Source organism: Exiguobacterium sp. N4-1P, from assembly GCF_002214325.1.
Genome location: NZ_CP022236.1, coordinates 2110961 through 2127058 on the forward strand (window position 1 = coordinate 2110961; position 16098 = coordinate 2127058).

General features: G+C 45.7%; 17 protein-coding genes. 8 read left to right on the top strand and 9 right to left on the bottom strand.

What is annotated here, in order from left to right:
• The first annotated feature begins 80 nt into the window (after positions 1-80).
• Positions 81-275, top strand: a complete 195-nt coding sequence (locus A0126_RS10910; RefSeq protein WP_088837612.1) for a YtzJ family protein — start codon at positions 81-83, stop codon at positions 273-275.
• Positions 276-333: 58 nt separating this feature from the next.
• On the opposite strand, the gene A0126_RS10915 is transcribed toward A0126_RS10910, so the two are convergent.
• Entirely contained in the window at positions 334-1272 is a 939-nt protein-coding gene (locus A0126_RS10915; protein WP_088837613.1) for a DHH family phosphoesterase, read from the bottom strand.
• Between the two features lie 67 nt (positions 1273-1339).
• Here A0126_RS10915 and A0126_RS10920 point away from each other — a divergent pair, with 67 nt between their 5' ends.
• On the top strand, positions 1340-1648 hold the full coding sequence (locus tag A0126_RS10920; protein WP_088837614.1) for a YtpI family protein: 309 nt from the start codon (positions 1340-1342) through the stop codon (positions 1646-1648).
• A gap of 35 nt (positions 1649-1683) precedes the next feature.
• Here A0126_RS10920 and A0126_RS10925 read toward each other — a convergent pair whose 3' ends face one another.
• Positions 1684-2994: a DRTGG domain-containing protein gene (locus A0126_RS10925; RefSeq protein WP_088837615.1), complete on the bottom strand. Its 1311-nt coding sequence runs from the start codon at positions 2992-2994 to the stop codon at positions 1684-1686.
• A 153-nt stretch (positions 2995-3147) separates the two neighbouring features.
• On the opposite strand from A0126_RS10925, the gene A0126_RS10930 reads away from it, so the two are divergent.
• Positions 3148-4251 (top strand): M24 family metallopeptidase, encoded by a 1104-nt coding sequence (locus A0126_RS10930; RefSeq protein ID WP_088837616.1) that lies wholly within the window; start codon positions 3148-3150, stop codon positions 4249-4251.
• Between the two features lie 59 nt (positions 4252-4310).
• On the opposite strand, the gene A0126_RS10935 is transcribed toward A0126_RS10930, so the two are convergent.
• Positions 4311-5036: an SDR family oxidoreductase gene (locus tag A0126_RS10935; RefSeq protein WP_088837617.1), complete on the bottom strand. Its 726-nt coding sequence runs from the start codon at positions 5034-5036 to the stop codon at positions 4311-4313.
• 152 nt (positions 5037-5188) lie between these two features.
• Here A0126_RS10935 and A0126_RS10940 point away from each other — a divergent pair, with 152 nt between their 5' ends.
• On the top strand, positions 5189-5626 hold the full coding sequence (locus tag A0126_RS10940) for a universal stress protein (protein ID WP_088837618.1): 438 nt from the start codon (positions 5189-5191) through the stop codon (positions 5624-5626).
• Between the two features lie 90 nt (positions 5627-5716).
• Here A0126_RS10940 and A0126_RS10945 read toward each other — a convergent pair whose 3' ends face one another.
• Positions 5717-6322: a 3D domain-containing protein gene (locus A0126_RS10945; RefSeq protein ID WP_029331158.1), complete on the bottom strand. Its 606-nt coding sequence runs from the start codon at positions 6320-6322 to the stop codon at positions 5717-5719.
• Positions 6323-6713: 391 nt separating this feature from the next.
• On the opposite strand from A0126_RS10945, the gene A0126_RS19860 reads away from it, so the two are divergent.
• Complete coding sequence (locus tag A0126_RS19860; protein WP_369834724.1) at positions 6714-6863, top strand: IS3 family transposase; 150 nt, start codon at positions 6714-6716, stop codon at positions 6861-6863.
• Positions 6864-7072: 209 nt separating this feature from the next.
• Here the strand turns inward: A0126_RS19860 and A0126_RS10950 are convergent, their stop codons facing one another.
• From A0126_RS10950 to tpx, 3 genes are all read right to left on the bottom strand, one after another.
• Complete coding sequence (locus tag A0126_RS10950; RefSeq protein WP_088837619.1) at positions 7073-8284, bottom strand: acetate kinase; 1212 nt, start codon at positions 8282-8284, stop codon at positions 7073-7075.
• 122 nt (positions 8285-8406) lie between these two features.
• A complete protein-coding gene (locus A0126_RS10955; protein WP_088837620.1) occupies positions 8407-9315 on the bottom strand; it encodes a class I SAM-dependent methyltransferase in 909 nt (302 codons plus the stop codon).
• 103 nt (positions 9316-9418) lie between these two features.
• Positions 9419-9916, bottom strand: a complete 498-nt coding sequence (gene tpx, locus A0126_RS10960; RefSeq protein WP_157898524.1) for a thiol peroxidase — start codon at positions 9914-9916, stop codon at positions 9419-9421.
• Positions 9917-10083: 167 nt separating this feature from the next.
• Between tpx and A0126_RS10965 the strand changes: the two genes are divergently transcribed.
• Positions 10084-10899 (top strand): NAD kinase, encoded by an 816-nt coding sequence (locus tag A0126_RS10965; protein ID WP_029331162.1) that lies wholly within the window; start codon positions 10084-10086, stop codon positions 10897-10899.
• Positions 10900-11146: 247 nt separating this feature from the next.
• Here A0126_RS10965 and A0126_RS10970 read toward each other — a convergent pair whose 3' ends face one another.
• Both A0126_RS10970 and ezrA read right to left on the bottom strand, forming a co-directional pair.
• The gene (locus A0126_RS10970) at positions 11147-12712 is read right to left on the bottom strand and encodes an amidohydrolase (protein WP_088837622.1); all 1566 of its coding nucleotides are present in this window, start codon (positions 12710-12712) and stop codon (positions 11147-11149) included.
• A gap of 67 nt (positions 12713-12779) precedes the next feature.
• The gene (gene ezrA, locus A0126_RS10975) at positions 12780-14486 is read right to left on the bottom strand and encodes a septation ring formation regulator EzrA (RefSeq protein ID WP_088837623.1); all 1707 of its coding nucleotides are present in this window, start codon (positions 14484-14486) and stop codon (positions 12780-12782) included.
• Positions 14487-14710: 224 nt separating this feature from the next.
• Between ezrA and A0126_RS10980 the strand changes: the two genes are divergently transcribed.
• Both A0126_RS10980 and rpsD read left to right on the top strand, forming a co-directional pair.
• Complete coding sequence (locus A0126_RS10980; protein ID WP_088838511.1) at positions 14711-15196, top strand: GAF domain-containing protein; 486 nt, start codon at positions 14711-14713, stop codon at positions 15194-15196.
• Between the two features lie 225 nt (positions 15197-15421).
• A complete protein-coding gene (gene rpsD, locus A0126_RS10985) occupies positions 15422-16021 on the top strand; it encodes a 30S ribosomal protein S4 (protein WP_012371102.1) in 600 nt (199 codons plus the stop codon).
• Positions 16022-16098: the final 77 nt, after the last annotated feature.

Genomic DNA, 16098 nt, shown 5'->3' on the forward strand with positions numbered 1-16098 from the left:
TCCTGACTATCGCCTTCTTACTCAATATTCGATACAATAAGTATAGAAATATCATGACGCGGAAGGAAGGAGTGTTTCTGATGATTTTAAATCGTAGCCAGATTGCCCGTGAAAAAGTCGAGCAACTCAAACTCGGTGTCACTGCCTTTACTGAAACAGAAGAAATCGCCGAACGCATTCGGAAGTCTGTTAAAGAGTTAGAACTCAATGTCATCGAAGACCATACAGAACGCGGAATTTGGTTTATTCCGCAAGAAGAGACAACGACGCACTGAGACCACAAAAGGCTGTCCGCTATGTATCCGAATTTGGATGATAGCGAGCAGCCTCTTTTCATTCGAAGCGGAAGTCTCGTGCGACTGCGTCGAGACGGGCGACGACTTGATCCACTTCTGACAAGTGATCGATTGTCGCGCCGGACGCCATCGGATGTCCACCGCCCCGGAACTCCTTCGCTACTTCGTTGATGACGGGTCCTTTTGAACGAATACGCACGCGGACCTCTTTTTCCGTCTCGAGGAATAACGCCCAACTCTTCATTCCTTTAAGGCCGGCAAAACTATTGACGAGCAACGAAGCTTGTTCGACCGTCGCATCGAAACGTTTTAACGTCTCTTGCGTCAAGACGACATAACCGACGCCTGCATCCGTCAACTGGATATGTTGCAGGACATATCCTTGCAAATGAAGTGCAACGAGTTCCGTTTGATACATGTTGCGATAGAGCCAATCTGTATCGATTTCGAGATCAAGCAGTTGTGCTGCGACGGCAAACGTTTTGCTCGTCGTCCCTCTAAATTGGAAGCGTCCTGTATCCCCGACGATTCCTGCATAAAATTGAATCGCCGCTGCCGCTGGGATAGGATATCCCCAGTCATTCAACAGATGGACAAGTAATTCCGATGTCGAACTGACGGTCGGATCGACGAGTTGGACTTTTGCATAAGCATCTTCGTCCGGGTGATGATCAATCTTAATGACGTGACGCCCTGTCATCGCAACATGACCGTCGATTCGTGCTTCATTCGCCGTATCTAAAATGACGACGAGTGCTTCTTCATACATTTTCGGTTCCACTGCGTCGAGCTTCCCCATGAACGATAGGGAGTCTGCCATCTCACCGACGGCGTAGATTTTTTTCTCCGGAAATTGTTGCTGCAAAACTTCACGTAACCCGAACTGGCTTCCAAGCGCATCCGGATCCGGTCGTTCATGCCGATGAATAATAATCGTCGATGCGTCTTCAATCAATTGTCTGATTTGTTCTTTCACAGTGCACAGCTCCTCTAAATATTGATATGATACAAACAGATACGAAAAAGAAAGGAAGGTCATCCCCATGCAATTCGTTCTAATCTTGTTAATCGTCTTGTCGCTAGGAGGCTATTTACTCGCTAAGCGTCGTGCATTCCATACGAAGAGTACGAATCGGAAATTTTTATTTAACACCCAAGCAAGCATTTGGCTCAGCCTATTCGTCATCTTGTTCGCAGCCAATCAATTTCTGTCTGGCGACGGATTGACGACGTTGACGGGTAAAATCGTCTGCTCGATTTTAATCGCAGTTGGTCTCGCCTCATTCATCGCTGGTTTCATTCGTTATCGAAAAATTTACCCTTATGTTGTTCGCGAAATGGAACAATCGTAAAAAAGACGGATTCTCCGTCTTTTTTATTTGGTCATTTATCGGTCGATCAATTGTGAGGTCACAAGTGCCTTCGCAACAATTTGGGTTCCTTGGTACATCTCGACGTCGACTTTACCGAACTTCCGGCCAACATCAAATACATTTGCCCGAATCGTAATCGTACTTTCAATCTGGACCGGCTTGATGAAGTAGATGCTGACATTTTCGATGACGAGGTCACCCTTCTTCATATGCCGCAACATCCGTGTCGCACCCTCGACGAGCAGCGTCGTCAAGACGCCACTCGACGCCGTCCCCATGAAATTCGTCATCTGCGGTGAGACTTCAAGCGACAAATACTGTCCTCGGTCATCTTCGGCCGTCTTGATTTGCCCTGTAATCAAATCATCAAACGTTTCGCCGACTTGCGGCTGACGATTTGCGAGTTGGAGCGCCTTCAAGACATCTTGCCGACTGATGATGCCTAGCAACCTGCCGTACTGGTCGATGACCGGCAACATTTCGATCCCTTCCCAAACCATCTGGTGCGCCGAGTTCGTCACGCTCGTCCGAATACCGACCGTGATCGGATGACGGGTCATGACTTTTTCAACCGGCCAATCATGCGGTCGGTCAATGATGTCTTTCGCCGTGACAACGCCGACGACCTTCATCTGTTCATCGATGACAGGATACCGATTGTGTTTCGTCTGTTCGTTCAATTCATGCCATCTGGAAATCGGGTCGTTCGTCTGTAAATAAAAGGTATCATGCAACGGAATCAAAATATCGGAAACGAGCAAAATCTCCTTTTTGATCAGGCGATCGTAAATCGCCCGGTTAATCATCGTCGCAACCGTAAACGTATCGTACGACGTCGAAATGATCGGAAGTTCGATTTCATCTGCCAAGCGCTTCGCATCTTCCGTCGTATCGAAACCGCCTGTGATTAAGACTGCCGCTCCCGCCTCGAGAACCAGTTCATGCGCCTTTTCTCGGTTACCGATGATAACGAGACTATCGACGTCGATGTATCGCATCATCGCCTCTAACTTCATCGCACCGATAACGAATTTTGTTAACGTCTTGTGTAGACCGTTCCGTCCGCCGAGAACTTGTCCATCAACGATGTTGACAACTTCTGCAAACGTCAGTTTTTCAATATTTTCTTTCTGTTTTTTCTTAATGCGGATCGTCCCGACCCGTTCAATCGTCGAAACAAAGCCTAGATTTTCGGCTTCTTTAATCGCACGGTATGCCGTACCTTCCGATACCGTTAAATCTTTCGCAATCTGCCGGACGGATATTTTTGCGCCAACATCGAGATCTTCAATGTGTCGGATGATCTGTTCGTGTTTCGTAGGCATGCTGTATCCCTTCTTTTTCCTATATTCTACTCTTCTGTCATTATACTGTACTACTCGAAAGAATGAAAAGTGTACTAGTCCGATTTGCGAGAAATGTTTTCCAAAAGCAAGGATGTTATACTGAAAAGTGACTATTAGAGAGGTGGGAATAAGATGTTAGAACGTACGAATCAAATCAGCCAAGTATTAAAAGAATCAGGCATCGATGTCGCCTTGATTACTTCAAAAGCCGGTGTATTCTATTTTTCTGGTGTCTACGCTGAACCACACGAGCGTGTCATGGCCGTCATCGTTGACGCGAATGGAAAACGAGCACTCTTCTGCCCAGCACTCGAAGCAAGTATCGTAGCAGCAAGTCCATGGGATGGTGAAGTCGTCACTTATGCCGATCATGAAAATCCATTCGACAAAATCGCGCAATTGCTCGGCTCGTTCGCCGTCTCAAACAACCGACTCGGGATTGAAGGGGAACACATGACGTTCAGCCGTTTCAAAGAGCTTGAGTCTCGTTTGGAAAATGCGGCAATTCTCGATATCGGAGATAAGCTCCAAGCATTACGCCTCCAAAAAGATTCAGAAGAAATCACGATTTTGCGCGAAGCCGCTCAACTCGCAGACGAAGCAATCGAAATCGGGAAAAATGCAATTCGCCCCGGCGTTACTGAAATCGAAGTCATCGCACAAATCGAATTCGAGATGAAGAAAAAAGGCGTCCGCGAAATGTCTTTTGATACACTCGTCTTATTCGGTGCAAACAGCGCTGATCCGCACGGTGTCCCTGGCGACCGCGTCATTAAAGAGGGCGATTTCGTTTTGTTTGACCTCGGTGTCGTTTGGAAAGGATACTGCTCTGATATTACACGGACGTTCGTTTATGGAACTCCGAGCGCGGAACAGGAAAAAATGTATCAAACTGTTTTAACCGCGCTTGAAGCAGCGACAGATGCGAGTCGTGTCGGCATCACACTCGGTACACTCGACGAAGCGGCACGGAACGTCATCGACCAGGCTGGTTATGGCGAATACTTCACGCACCGCGTTGGTCACGGTCTCGGAATCGACGTCCATGAATTCCCGTCACTTGCATCGAATAATCTTCTGACAGCTGAGCCTGGTATCGTCTATACACTTGAGCCTGGCATCTACGTCCCTGACGTTGGTGGCGTTCGAATCGAAGACGACATTCATTTAACAGCAGACGGTCCAGAAGCATTGACGCGCTATCCGAAACACTTACAATCAATCGAAGCCAACTAAACATCTACTAAAAAAGGTTAGCTCAACCGACTGAATTCTTCGGATGAGCTAACCTTTTTTTATTTTCGCGACTGATGAACGACGTTGACGCCACCTGTCACATCGAGAATTGCACCCGTAATCAGACTCGCATCTTCTGCAAGTAAAAATGAAATGGCGCGGGCGATATCGCCCCCGACACCGGTCCGGCCGACAGGCGTTTGATCGTCTGCGACTGCTTCATCAATCCACTTCGTCTTGTTGTCTCCGACGATGTTTCCGGGATTGACCATATTCGCCGTAATCCCGTACTCCGCCTCTTCTAACGCAACACTTTTCGTTAAGCTGACCATCCCACTCTTCGCAGCAGCGAAAGCAGCTCGATAAATCCATCCTGGTGCTGTCGCACTTTCCGGAAAACCATATGTGATGACACGTCCATAGCGTTGCTCCCGCATGATTGGAATCACTTTCCGTAGTAACCAAAAGCTCGCCGTCAAATTCCCTGCGACGACTTCGTCCCACTCTTCGTCTGAATAATCGACGAGTGATTTCCGTTCAAAAATATACGGTCCCGCATTAAGTATCAATGCATCAATCCGCCCATGCTTTTCCATCGCTTCATCTACTGCTTTAAGCAATTCGGTTTGTTTCGTCACATCTGCTTGAATTGGATAAAGACGTTCATGTTCAAACTCCGGCTTCGATCGGTGCAATGCTGTCACATACCATCCTTCGTCTAACAGACGGCGTGTCACCATTTCTCCAAGCCCTTTCGTTCCTGCTGTAATCAACGCGTGCCTCATCTTGGCATCGCCCCCTTTCACCTTGTTCTATCTTACGATGTTCACGTTTGAAGAACAATTTTTAGAACTCTAACAATGTTCAACACTTTCCATTTGTGGGAATGGTATAATAAGGACGTAGTATCAGCCGAATACGAAGGGATGGATTCATCATGGCAATCGTATATCATAACGTACTAGTAGCAGTTGACGGATCAAAAGAAGCAGAACGTGCATTTGAGACCGCAATCGACGTCTCACTTCGAAATGACGCCAAGTTAGTCATCGCCCATGTCATCGATACACGGACGTTCGCGACTGTCGAAGCATATGACCGCACAATCACAGAGCGTGCCGAGTCTTATGCAAAAGAATTATTAGACGAATATGTCAAAACGGCGCAAGAACGTGGAGTCAAAGATGTGGAAGTCGCAATCGAGTACGGTTCACCGAAAGTCACGATCGCGAAGAAACTCGCTCCAAATCATGATGTCGATTTAATCATTTGTGGTGCGACCGGTCTGAATGCCGTCGAACGTTTCTTCATCGGTAGTGTCTCTGAAAGCATCACACGTTACGCCAAATGTGATGTTTTGATCGTCCGTCTTTAATTGAATTCATTATTTTCTCCGCACCTTCTCACGAGGGTGCTTTTTTTCGTAAAAAAATCCATCGAGCCGATGCCCGATGGATAGATGTGCTTATTTAAATTTAACGGTGACGTTACGACGTCCCCAGCTGAATGCTTCTGAGCGCGAGTAGTACAAGATATCAAGTTTTTTCCCCTTGATGGCTCCACCTGTATCCGCTGCCGTGTACGTACCTTTTAATTTCCCTTTATAATACACTTTGACCGTCGAACGAAGCGGGATGACACGCGGGTCGACCGCTACGACTTTTTTCTTCGAACTCTTGATGTTCCAACCAATCGCTGTCAAGTTGCCGCTGCCTGGATCGTACGGCGTGTAAGCTGTCGCACTGACGTTTGTTAGTGTTTTCCAACCGCTTGACGATTGTTTTTTAGAAGACGAGCTCTTGACGACCTTTGAATAACGTGCGCTTAAGTATGCTGTTTTTCCTTTGTAGCTTACTTTGTACCAGTTACCTGTTTTTGCTTTGTACGGTAAAGTTTGATTTTTATAAAGAAGACCTAATTTTTTCGATGACGTGGTTGCTTTTTGACGAACAACTAGGCTATTGACCGACGATTTAACATTCTTTTTAGTAGCAGCTTCTGCTTGAAGACCTGCAAACGAACTGAGTGCTAACAACATTGCTAAAACACTAGCGAGTATTCGTTTCATCATGTAATCTCTCCTCCATAATTGTTCCCGATTTGTTAACTGAGATTAATATACATGACAAAAAGGGGCAGTGCCGTTACATATAGACCACAAAAAAATGTCGTTACTATTACTATTATGTTACAAAAGGCTCATATTTATGTTTTCAAACCTTATTTACGACTTATTTTTGAAATGAAGACAGATTTCAGAACGTTATATGACAAAGACTGTAACATAACTAAAAAACGAGAACAAAAGTTCTCGTTAAAAAAATCATTGTTTTAGCTTTATCAATACAAAAAAAGACCGGACATGATGTCCGGCCTTCGTGTAGATAAACTCTTATGAAACGTGAACATACGATATCGAGGTGGATTGCGCTCTAAAGTGTCTGCATGACTGGATTTCCATCATGGTATTCCCTAAAAAGCGTCATGTTTCGTTGACTCCTACGGGGAAAAGTGCGTGTTTAACGCACGTCATTCGATTTTATAATGAGCTGCGGTATCAAAAACGATTAAACGGCTTAAGTCCGCTGGAATTCAGGGCTCAAGCCGTTTAAAAAATTTATATTATTTGACCTGTCTACTTGACGGGGAGCAGTTCACGTTCAGGCAGGCAAGACCCTGCTCGTTGTCCGCTAGGATCCAAGGAGCAACGGCTTGCGCCTCGCCCGAGGAAAGCAACGAAAAAAGACGCTTGATCTCCCGATAGCACGTTGTCTACAGTCAGAAGACCGGACATGACGTCCGGCCTTCTGCATGTTAGTACTTATGCATTTTGTTCAATCAATCCACCGACACGAACTGTATCACGTGCGATCATCAATTCTTCATTCGTCGGAATGATGATGACTTTGACTGGTGAGTGCGGGTAGTTGATGAAGAGTTCTTCTCCACGCGCTCCGTTGTTAAGCGATGGATCCCAGTAGACGCCCATGAACTCGAGTCCACGGAGAACACGCTCACGAATCGAATCAGAGTTTTCACCGACACCTGCCGTGAAGATGATGGCATCGACGCCGTTCATCTCTGCAGCATATTGTCCGATGTATCCATGAATCCGGTTCGCGAAAATACGAAGTGCCATTTCAGAACGGTGGTTTCCTTCTGTTGCTGCTGATTCAACATCACGTAAGTCACTTGAAAGACCAGATAATCCGTAGATTCCTGATTCTTTGTTCATGACGTTCAAGACGTCTTCTGCCGACTTCCCTGTTTTCTCCATCAGGAACGGAATCAAGGCCGGGTCAAGCGAACCAGAACGTGTTCCCATCGTAATTCCTTCAAGTGGCGTGAAGCCCATCGTCGTATCGAGTGACTCACCGCCAGCAACTGCTGCAATCGATGCCCCACTACCGAGGTGACAAGAAATCAAACGAAGGTCTTTAAGCGGACGTCCGAGCAACTCAGATGCACGTTCCGTAACATATTTGTGGCTCGTACCGTGGAAGCCATATTTCCGAATGCCGTATTCCGTATAGTATTCGTACGGAAGGCTGTAAAGGAAGTTTTCTTCTGGCATCGTTTGGTGGAAGGCCGTATCGAAGACAGCCACTTGCTCGACTTCCGGCAAGATTGCTTGGAACGCACGAATCCCAATCAAGTTTGGTGGGATGTGGAGTGGACCGAGCTCTGTATAGGAATCGATATCTTTAATGACATCTTCCGTAATCACGACAGAATCTGCATACTTTTCTTTACCATGAAGGACACGGTGTCCAACACCTTTGATTTCATCGTAAGAAGAAATGATGCCAAACTCCATCAACTTTTCAAGTGAGAGTTCTACTGCTTCTTTATGTGTTGCAAGCGGAAGGACGTCTGTATACTTTTGCCCTTCACCATATTTAATTGTAAAGATTGCATCGTCTTTCCCGACACGCTCTACTAAACCGATTGCTACTAACGTTTCACTCGGCATCTCAAGTAGTTGGAACTTAAGCGACGAACTGCCAGCATTTACCGCCATAATTTTTGCCATGATCTATTTTCCCCTTTTCCATTCAAAATCAGTAGACATTCACATCTGTGTGGGTGTTCTATTTTTTCTGTCTTACATTAGAATAGTCAAATTAACAATAGAATTCAATTACTTTTCACTTTTCATTTTAATTCTGTATTAATCCATTCATCAATCTGTTTCACCATTCCACCAAATGCACGTGCATCGGTGAATGACGGGAGTTCAGCAAGTAATGCTTGTTTTGGCATCGTCATTCCCGCTAGGTGATTTCGGACGATTAAATAACTTTTTGCTGCCTGTTCTTGCTTGAACATGGTTAATGGCAGTTGCAAGATGCCGACGACATGTGCCTTCGTCTCAAAATACTGCTTCAATTTCCCTTCCGTATCGTGCTCAAATAATCCATTCGGGATGACAAAGACACCGAATCCGCCTGGTTTAACATAATTCATCGCCTGTTCAATCAAAAGAAAGTGGCTGTAACTCATTCCTTCTTCTCGTTTTAACACATACTCTTTTGATACTTCTTCGTCCGGATAGTAACCAATCGGCAAGTCTGCCATCGCGAGATCGACCGGATCTAACAGTAGAGGACGGAGTGCATCTTGATGCGTGTAAGTGACGGGATAATTGAGTAATTCCGTGATTGAAGCCGATAACCGGACTAACGTTTCATCGACTTCGACTGCTTCTGCTGCCGTCCCCGTCGGAAGTTGACTCATGACGGCATGAAGCATCCCACCTGTTCCACTACCAAGATCAAGTAACCGAGCGTCGTCCTTCTTGATTAGTTTCCCGATTAAATAACCTGCAAACAATGCAACGCTGTCCGGTGTCGGCAAATGATTCGGTTGTGCCTGTTTCATTCCTTCGAGAACAGCAAGCGAAACAGCTTTCCGAATGACTTCCGGATCGACTTTTTCAGTATGGCGGTCATTTAAGCGATCAATGACCTCCGTCAGCGCCTCTAAATAGGGCATATCAAGGTCGCGTTCTAATTTTCTCGTTTGTTGCGTTAGTTCCTTATATAATTTTTCTAATGCTTCCATCGTCAGTTCATCCTTTCAAAACGAAACGGCCCCCCATATTTCCTGGGAGCCGTTCTTCTCATTACATCCATTGTATCTGTTTTACGTCGTTTGTAAACTATTCTTACTTCGCAGCTTTTGCTGCGGCGATCGCCGCATCAAAATTCACTTCGTCTGTCGATTCTGGCATATATTCGACATAGACGACTTGATTTGCTGAATCAATAACGAATACCGAACGAGCTAGCAAACGAAGTTCTTCAATCGCGACGCCATAGCTATGCCCAAACGATAAATCACGGTGATCCGATAATGTTACGACATTATCAAGCCCGCTTGCGGCACACCAGCGACGTTGTGCGAACGGAAGGTCGTTTGAGATTGTCAACACTGTCACGCCATCGATTTGTGCTGCTTCTTCATTGAATTTACGTGTTTGAGCGTCACAGACGCCCGTATCGATCGATGGAACGACGCTAATCATACGAATTCCTTTGTATGTATCGCGCGAAACCGGCGAAAGATCGTTAGCGAGTACCTCGAAGTCTGGTGCTTGTTGTCCGACTTCAACTTGTGTACCAAGTAATGTAATATCATTTCCTTTAAACGTTGCCATGTGTATTCCCCATTTCCCCATGTTGTCTTTCAAATGCATTTCCAATCTTACTATAGGAATGTTCGCCTTATAACGCAAGCTTTCTGACGAACTTCCTAGCTATCGGTTCCCGATTTCTGAAAAAACAGTTATAATGAAAGAGTACATGAAACGCTTTCAAGGGGGAATTGACCATGGCTCGAAACAATGTCTACCTGTATTACCGAAATAAACAAAGACACGAGACGCAGGTACGTAAATTAGTTGAAGTCGGCAAGCGATACGGATTGAATGTCGTCCAGGATCATAAACAAGCAAATATCATCGTTTCAATCGGTGGTGACGGCGCGTTTCTTCAAGCAGCTCGCTTTACAGGCTTCCGTGACGATGCCATCTATGTCGGTTTCGCAGAAGGTCCAAATTCCTTTTACTGTGACTTCGACATTAATGACCTGTCCTCCGTCGAAGCCATTTTCAAAGAAACAGGCGATCGCGTCTCGAATGGCGAAATTGAAGTCCGACGTTATCCATTGCTTGAAGCATCGATCAATGGCGGGCCAGGTATGCTTTGCCTCAATGAATGTTCCGTTAAATCGAGCATCATTAAATCACTCGCAATTGAAGTCTACATTGATGGATTCTTATTTGAAACGTTCCGTGGCGATGGTATGGTCATTTCGACGCCGACCGGATCGACCGCTTATAACAAGTCCTTGTCTGGTGCAATCGTCGATCCATTGATTCACTGCCTCCAAGTCAGCGAAATCGCATCCGTCAACAATAACCGCTACCGGACGCTCGGATCGGCTTTCCTCTTGAACCGTGGTCGTAAATTATCGCTTCGCATCATCGAAGACGGAAACGACTATCCGATCATCGGGATGGACAATGAAGCGTTAAGCTTAAAACGAACGGACTCCGTCGACATCCAATTGTCCGATAAAGAATTAAAAACCGTCAAATTAACGAACAATACATTTTGGCACAAAATCCAACGGTCATTCTTATAAAACAAACAAAAACTTCCCTGTCCACCAAGGACAAGGAAGTTTTTTTATCACCTAAGGAACGTACAGAAAAGAACGTCTTGAATCGCTTTAAACCGCGAAAATCGGATCATCGGTCATTTGATTGATAGAGGACGGAAACGTTCATCCTCGACTCCGAGGGGAAAGGAAGCGCGTCCGTCACAAGGGGTGGTGTTCATCTGACTATGAGTCATCCCCTTTTGAGGATTTACGGAACGAACGCAACCTCTTAAGTCGTTGTCAAAGATGCTTCCTGGCGATAGACCGTTTTTCCTTGTTGTACCGTTTCGACTAGTCGATTCGTAAGAATCTGTTCATCTGCAATACGATAAAAATCTTCTTCGAAGATGACGAAGTCTGCATCATATCCAGGCAATAACATTCCTTTTCGTCCATGTGTCTCTGTTGCGACATGTGGATTTTTTGTGAATAATAACAATGCTTCGTACATTGAAAGAACTTCGTTCGATTTATTAATCCGCCCTGCTTTCCCCACGGTCGCTGCATAGAGCGCTCGGCGAACATCGGGACTTGAAATCGGCGCGTCAGAGCCGCCACACATTAAGGCTCCTGTGCCCGCTAGCGACTTCAAGCGATAGGCCGAGTCGAGACGCTTCAAACCGAGACGTGCTTCAGCAAAATCAGCATCATCTAACAAGAAGACCGGTTGCACATCAATTAAGACAGGCAACTTCCGAATCCGTGCCAATAATTCAGGTCGTACGACCGTTGCGTGAATAATACGATCGCGCGTCCCTTTCGGAGCCGGATACTTTTCAAGCACATCCACGAAACGTTCGATTGCAAGATCTCCGATGACGTGCGCCGCGACAGTGAAACCGTAGCTTCGTGCTCGCTTCACGAGTTGTTCAAGTTGGTCCTGCGAGTGAACTTCAATGCCACGCGTCGTCGGGTCGTCCGAATAGCCACGATGCAATAATGCCGTTCTTCCACCGAGGGCACCATCGACAAATAATTTCATCGCTCCAATTGAGAGCGTGTCAGGGAGAACAGGGTTTGCTTGAATGAATTCATCAAGGACGAGATGATGCACGAGAAGATGGGCATGAAAACCCGTTTCTTCCGTCACTTCTTTATAAGCTGATAAGACTTCGTTTAATGCACCGTGATAAGATAAATCCTCTGTATGTGCCGCCACGATCCCATGACGATATAAGTCTTTGATTGCCGCGCGCAACGATGATTTGTTTCGTTCCGTCGATCCTGCTTGCAACGCATAGAGCGGTTCCATTGCTGCATCATAAAGAAAACCATCTGCTTCCCCTGAATCGAGCAAACCGATTTTCCCACCCTCGATGACCGTTGATGCTTTATATCCCAATTGTTCAAACAATACGTCATTGACGAGTACCGTATGCCGATCCGTCCGCTTTAGTAAAGCTGGTTCTGTCGGGAACAGTTGATTCAACCAAGCTTTTGTTGGCGCTTGATCTAGCTTGGTCTCGTCGTAGCCTTCTGCCACATGAATTCCATTGATCGCTTCCGCTTTTAAAAAGGCCTGTCCGAGTTCTTCTAGCGTCATGTAACGCGAAGCATCGACACGACCTATCGCTTCGCCATATCCAATGAGGTGGATGTGCGCATCGGTAAAGGCAGGATAGACGGCTTTGCCATTCAGATTCTCAATCGACTCGACGCGTTTACCGAAACGTCGCCGTAACTTCCCCTCATCCCCCATGGCTACAATCCGACCTACTTCGATAAACATCGCCGGATGAACATCATGTTCATGCGCCATCGTTCGAATGATTCCGTTTACATAAAGTATTCCCATCTTAATCGCTCCTTTTTTTTACGAAAACAGGGTGACCGCGGCGGCCACCCTGAGTTGTCAGTGATGATTACATATGAATCGTTTCTTGCTTGGCACATGCTTGTTTGATTCGTTCAATTGATTGTGGATCAAATTGTTCGAGGACACGTTCCCCTAGTAAAATCGCACGTTCGTAATCGCCAGCGAGGAACTTCGTCTCAGCAATCGTCAACGACATATGTATCTCATTATCATTGCGACGGAAACGATTCGCGTACTGGACAAGTCGTTCTGCATAAGTGACTTCGAACACTAATGTATCTATCCGTTCTTGCAATTGTTTAAACGTCAACTTGACATCTTCGCTTTGCGAAACGATGTAACCGACATTAAACGGAATCTCCTCAAAACGTGCCTCGAGCGTCTGTAACGAACGACTCGCTGTTTGAAGCGCTTCTTCGACATCTTGCGGCATCTTCGGTAACCCGAGCCGTTTTAATCGTAACCGGGCACTAGAGAATGCATGACGCCATTCATTGATGCGTTCGCGTACTTCCAGCTCTTCTTTGCGTAGTGCTTGGAGTTCGATACTGAACCGTTCGTATTGAATCGTTAATTGTTCTTCCAGCCGAATGGCATCACGCATCTGATCTTCTAACATGCTGAACGGAATGATTCGGCTAGCGATGGATTCGTCCAAATCCTTCGCTGCCCCAAACAACATCTCTTCATCGCGCTGAATCGACTCGTAATGCTCTCCTAAGTCAGCTGAAATCTCATACTGTTCACGGAGCGAACTAAATTCTTGCGCCAATTGGTGGACTTTTTCACGCATCCGCAGTGCTTTTTGTTTCAAGACTTGATTTTCTTTTTTCACATGATGACGCGCGTCGACTTCACGACGGAACGTATCGTACATCTGGTCGACATCAGCCGAAAGTTGCTGGACGCGTTCTTCTAAATCGTCCATTTCTAGAAATTCAAGTTTTTTAACTAGGTTGAGGCGTGTTTCCTCAAATCGTTTAATATCCGACTGCATGCCAAGCGGCTCAAGCGGATAGCCATCCAGCGTCATTTCATTATATCCGGCGCTCAATTGGTCGATTCGTTGACGTAACTCATGTGCCAGGACTTTCCAATGATTCGGAATCACTTCGACTAATTGACGCGTCTGTGCGACTCGTTCTTCAAGCTGAAGGCTTGTTTCATACGCTTTCGTCACTTCACCTGCTTCCTCAAAAGCAGACATTTCTGTACGCAACTGATCGATTTCTTCACTACGTTCTTCAAGTTTCGCTAATGCCGGACCAAACGACGTCGCTTGTAGGAGCAACGATTTACGGACTTGACCTGAATCTGTCTCACCTTGCGCTTTCAATGAAGTCAATGCAGATTGATTATTTTTAAACGTCTCCATCTCACGCAGCATCTCATCGATTAACCCTTCAAGCTCACCGATTAATTGTTCCGTTACTTCTAAATCATTCTTGACGGCAAGGAAATGATATTTATCGAGCCCTTCTTCCGCTCGATACAATGTTTCATCGATTTGCGCGACGTGGACTGTCAACAGTTCCTCCCAAGCCTGATGCCAGGAAGTGAATTTCGTCTCCGTCTCGCCCGCCATCGGAAGCTGCTTTAATTCTTGTAGCTCCTTCGGAATTGATGCGCTAATAATCCCCTGTTTGCGCATATCTAGCTCGTCAATTTTTGTATAATATTTTTTTCGACTAATCATGCTAAATAACATGACGAGTAATACGATGACGATGACACCAATCACCCATGCCCACATTTGTCACGACCTCCACCCTATCAAGCGATTCCATTTTTCAACAATTTCGCTTTTAATCTTATCCTTATAATAGTATAGCGCAACCGATTTGCATAGATTTACTAAGGCTTTTCCTGATTTCTTCCACAGATTACAGCGTCTCGCCGAGAAATCAATTGTTTGTCAGCATCTTTAAAACTCGGGTAAGATAGATTAAATATGATTTTTCAGGAGGAATCTTAATGATGTTTGAGACAACGACGTATGATGGTGACCGAACAAAACAATATGACATGCTGAATAAGCAACTTGATGCTTTACTGACCGGAGAAACGAATCAAATTGCCAATCTTTCAAATGCGAGTGCGTTACTTGGTCAATTTCTCGATCGAACGAACTGGGTCGGCTTCTATTTAACGGACGCAGAACAAAATCAACTCGTTCTCGGACCATTCCAAGGCTTACCTGCTTGTGTCCGGATTCCATTCGGTCGTGGTGTCTGCGGTACAGCGGCAGAAGATCAAACGACACAACTCGTCATGGATGTCCATGCTTTCCCAGGCCATATCGCGTGTGATGCGGCAACGAATTCAGAAATCGTCATTCCATTAATTAAAGATGGAAAAACGATTGGTGTCCTCGATATCGACAGTCCTGAACTGAATCGTTTTGACGAAACCGATCAAGCCGGCCTTGAAGCCTTTAGCGAAATTCTTCTTCGTCATATTTGATTGACAGCAGGAATAAGCAGACGTATACTTGTAAAAGTGCAGAAATGATAACGATAGCGGTCAAATCGCTTGCGTATCACATTTCATGACTCGGCTTTGCCGGAGGGGCATCGTGTAACTTTGCTATCAAGCGAGGGTGCCACACCATGAAATGGGCGTAACGTGGGTTTGATGGCGTTATTATTTTTATGCAAATAATAACGAACACTAAGGAGGAGTCTTATTATGGCTCGCTATACAGGTCCAGCTTGGAAACTTTCACGTCGTCTCGGTATCTCTCTTACTGAAACAGGAAAAGAAATCGCAAAACGTCCGTACGCTCCAGGACAACACGGTAACAGCCGTCGCAAAATGTCTGAGTACGGTCTTCAACTTCAAGCGAAGCAAACGCTTCGTCACATGTACGGAGTAAACGAACGCCAATTCAACCGTATCTTCAACGATGCTGGCAAAATGCCTGGTATCCACGGTGAGAACTTCATGTTCTTACTTGAAGCACGTCTTGACAACGTCGTTTACCGTATGGGTATGGCTCGTACACGTCGTGCTGCTCGTCAGCTCGTCAACCACGGTCACATCCAAGTTGATGGCGCTCGCGTCGACATCCCGTCGTTCCGCGTGAAACCAGGTCAAACGATCTCAGTTCGCGAAAAATCGAAGAACTTTGTCGTTATCAAAGAAGCACTCGAAGTTGCACCAGCAACTAAAGACTTCGTTACTTTCGATGCTGAGAAGCTCGAAGGAACGTTCGTCCGTCTTCCAGAGCGTTCTGAATTGAACGATCAAATCCAAGAACAACTCGTCGTTGAGTACTACTCACGTTAATCAGTTGTTTTTAGCACTCACTTCGGTGGGTGCTTTTTTTGTGTCCTTTTAACATTTTTTAAAAATAGTAGTTGCAT

Bases quoted from the DNA above. Each gene is read 5' to 3' on its own strand.
- A0126_RS10955 (WP_088837620.1), bottom strand. From the start codon at position 9,315: ATGGAAGCATTAGAAAAATTATATAAGGAACTAACGCAACAAACGAGA.
- A0126_RS10910 (WP_088837612.1), top strand. From the start codon at position 81: ATGATTTTAAATCGTAGCCAGATTGCCCGTGAAAAAGTCGAGCAACTC.
- A0126_RS10945 (WP_029331158.1), bottom strand. From the start codon at position 6,322: ATGATGAAACGAATACTCGCTAGTGTTTTAGCAATGTTGTTAGCACTC.
- A0126_RS19860 (WP_369834724.1), top strand. From the start codon at position 6,714: ATGGTATTCCCTAAAAAGCGTCATGTTTCGTTGACTCCTACGGGGAAA.
- A0126_RS10950 (WP_088837619.1), bottom strand. From the start codon at position 8,284: ATGGCAAAAATTATGGCGGTAAATGCTGGCAGTTCGTCGCTTAAGTTC.
- A0126_RS10935 (WP_088837617.1), bottom strand. From the start codon at position 5,036: ATGAGGCACGCGTTGATTACAGCAGGAACGAAAGGGCTTGGAGAAATG.
- A0126_RS10920 (WP_088837614.1), top strand. From the start codon at position 1,340: ATGCAATTCGTTCTAATCTTGTTAATCGTCTTGTCGCTAGGAGGCTAT.
- A0126_RS10925 (WP_088837615.1), bottom strand. From the start codon at position 2,994: ATGCCTACGAAACACGAACAGATCATCCGACACATTGAAGATCTCGAT.
- A0126_RS10930 (WP_088837616.1), top strand. From the start codon at position 3,148: ATGTTAGAACGTACGAATCAAATCAGCCAAGTATTAAAAGAATCAGGC.
- A0126_RS10965 (WP_029331162.1), top strand. From the start codon at position 10,084: ATGGCTCGAAACAATGTCTACCTGTATTACCGAAATAAACAAAGACAC.
- ezrA (WP_088837623.1), bottom strand. From the start codon at position 14,486: ATGTGGGCATGGGTGATTGGTGTCATCGTCATCGTATTACTCGTCATG.
- A0126_RS10940 (WP_088837618.1), top strand. From the start codon at position 5,189: ATGGCAATCGTATATCATAACGTACTAGTAGCAGTTGACGGATCAAAA.
- A0126_RS10980 (WP_088838511.1), top strand. From the start codon at position 14,711: ATGTTTGAGACAACGACGTATGATGGTGACCGAACAAAACAATATGAC.
- A0126_RS10970 (WP_088837622.1), bottom strand. From the start codon at position 12,712: ATGGGAATACTTTATGTAAACGGAATCATTCGAACGATGGCGCATGAA.
- rpsD (WP_012371102.1), top strand. From the start codon at position 15,422: ATGGCTCGCTATACAGGTCCAGCTTGGAAACTTTCACGTCGTCTCGGT.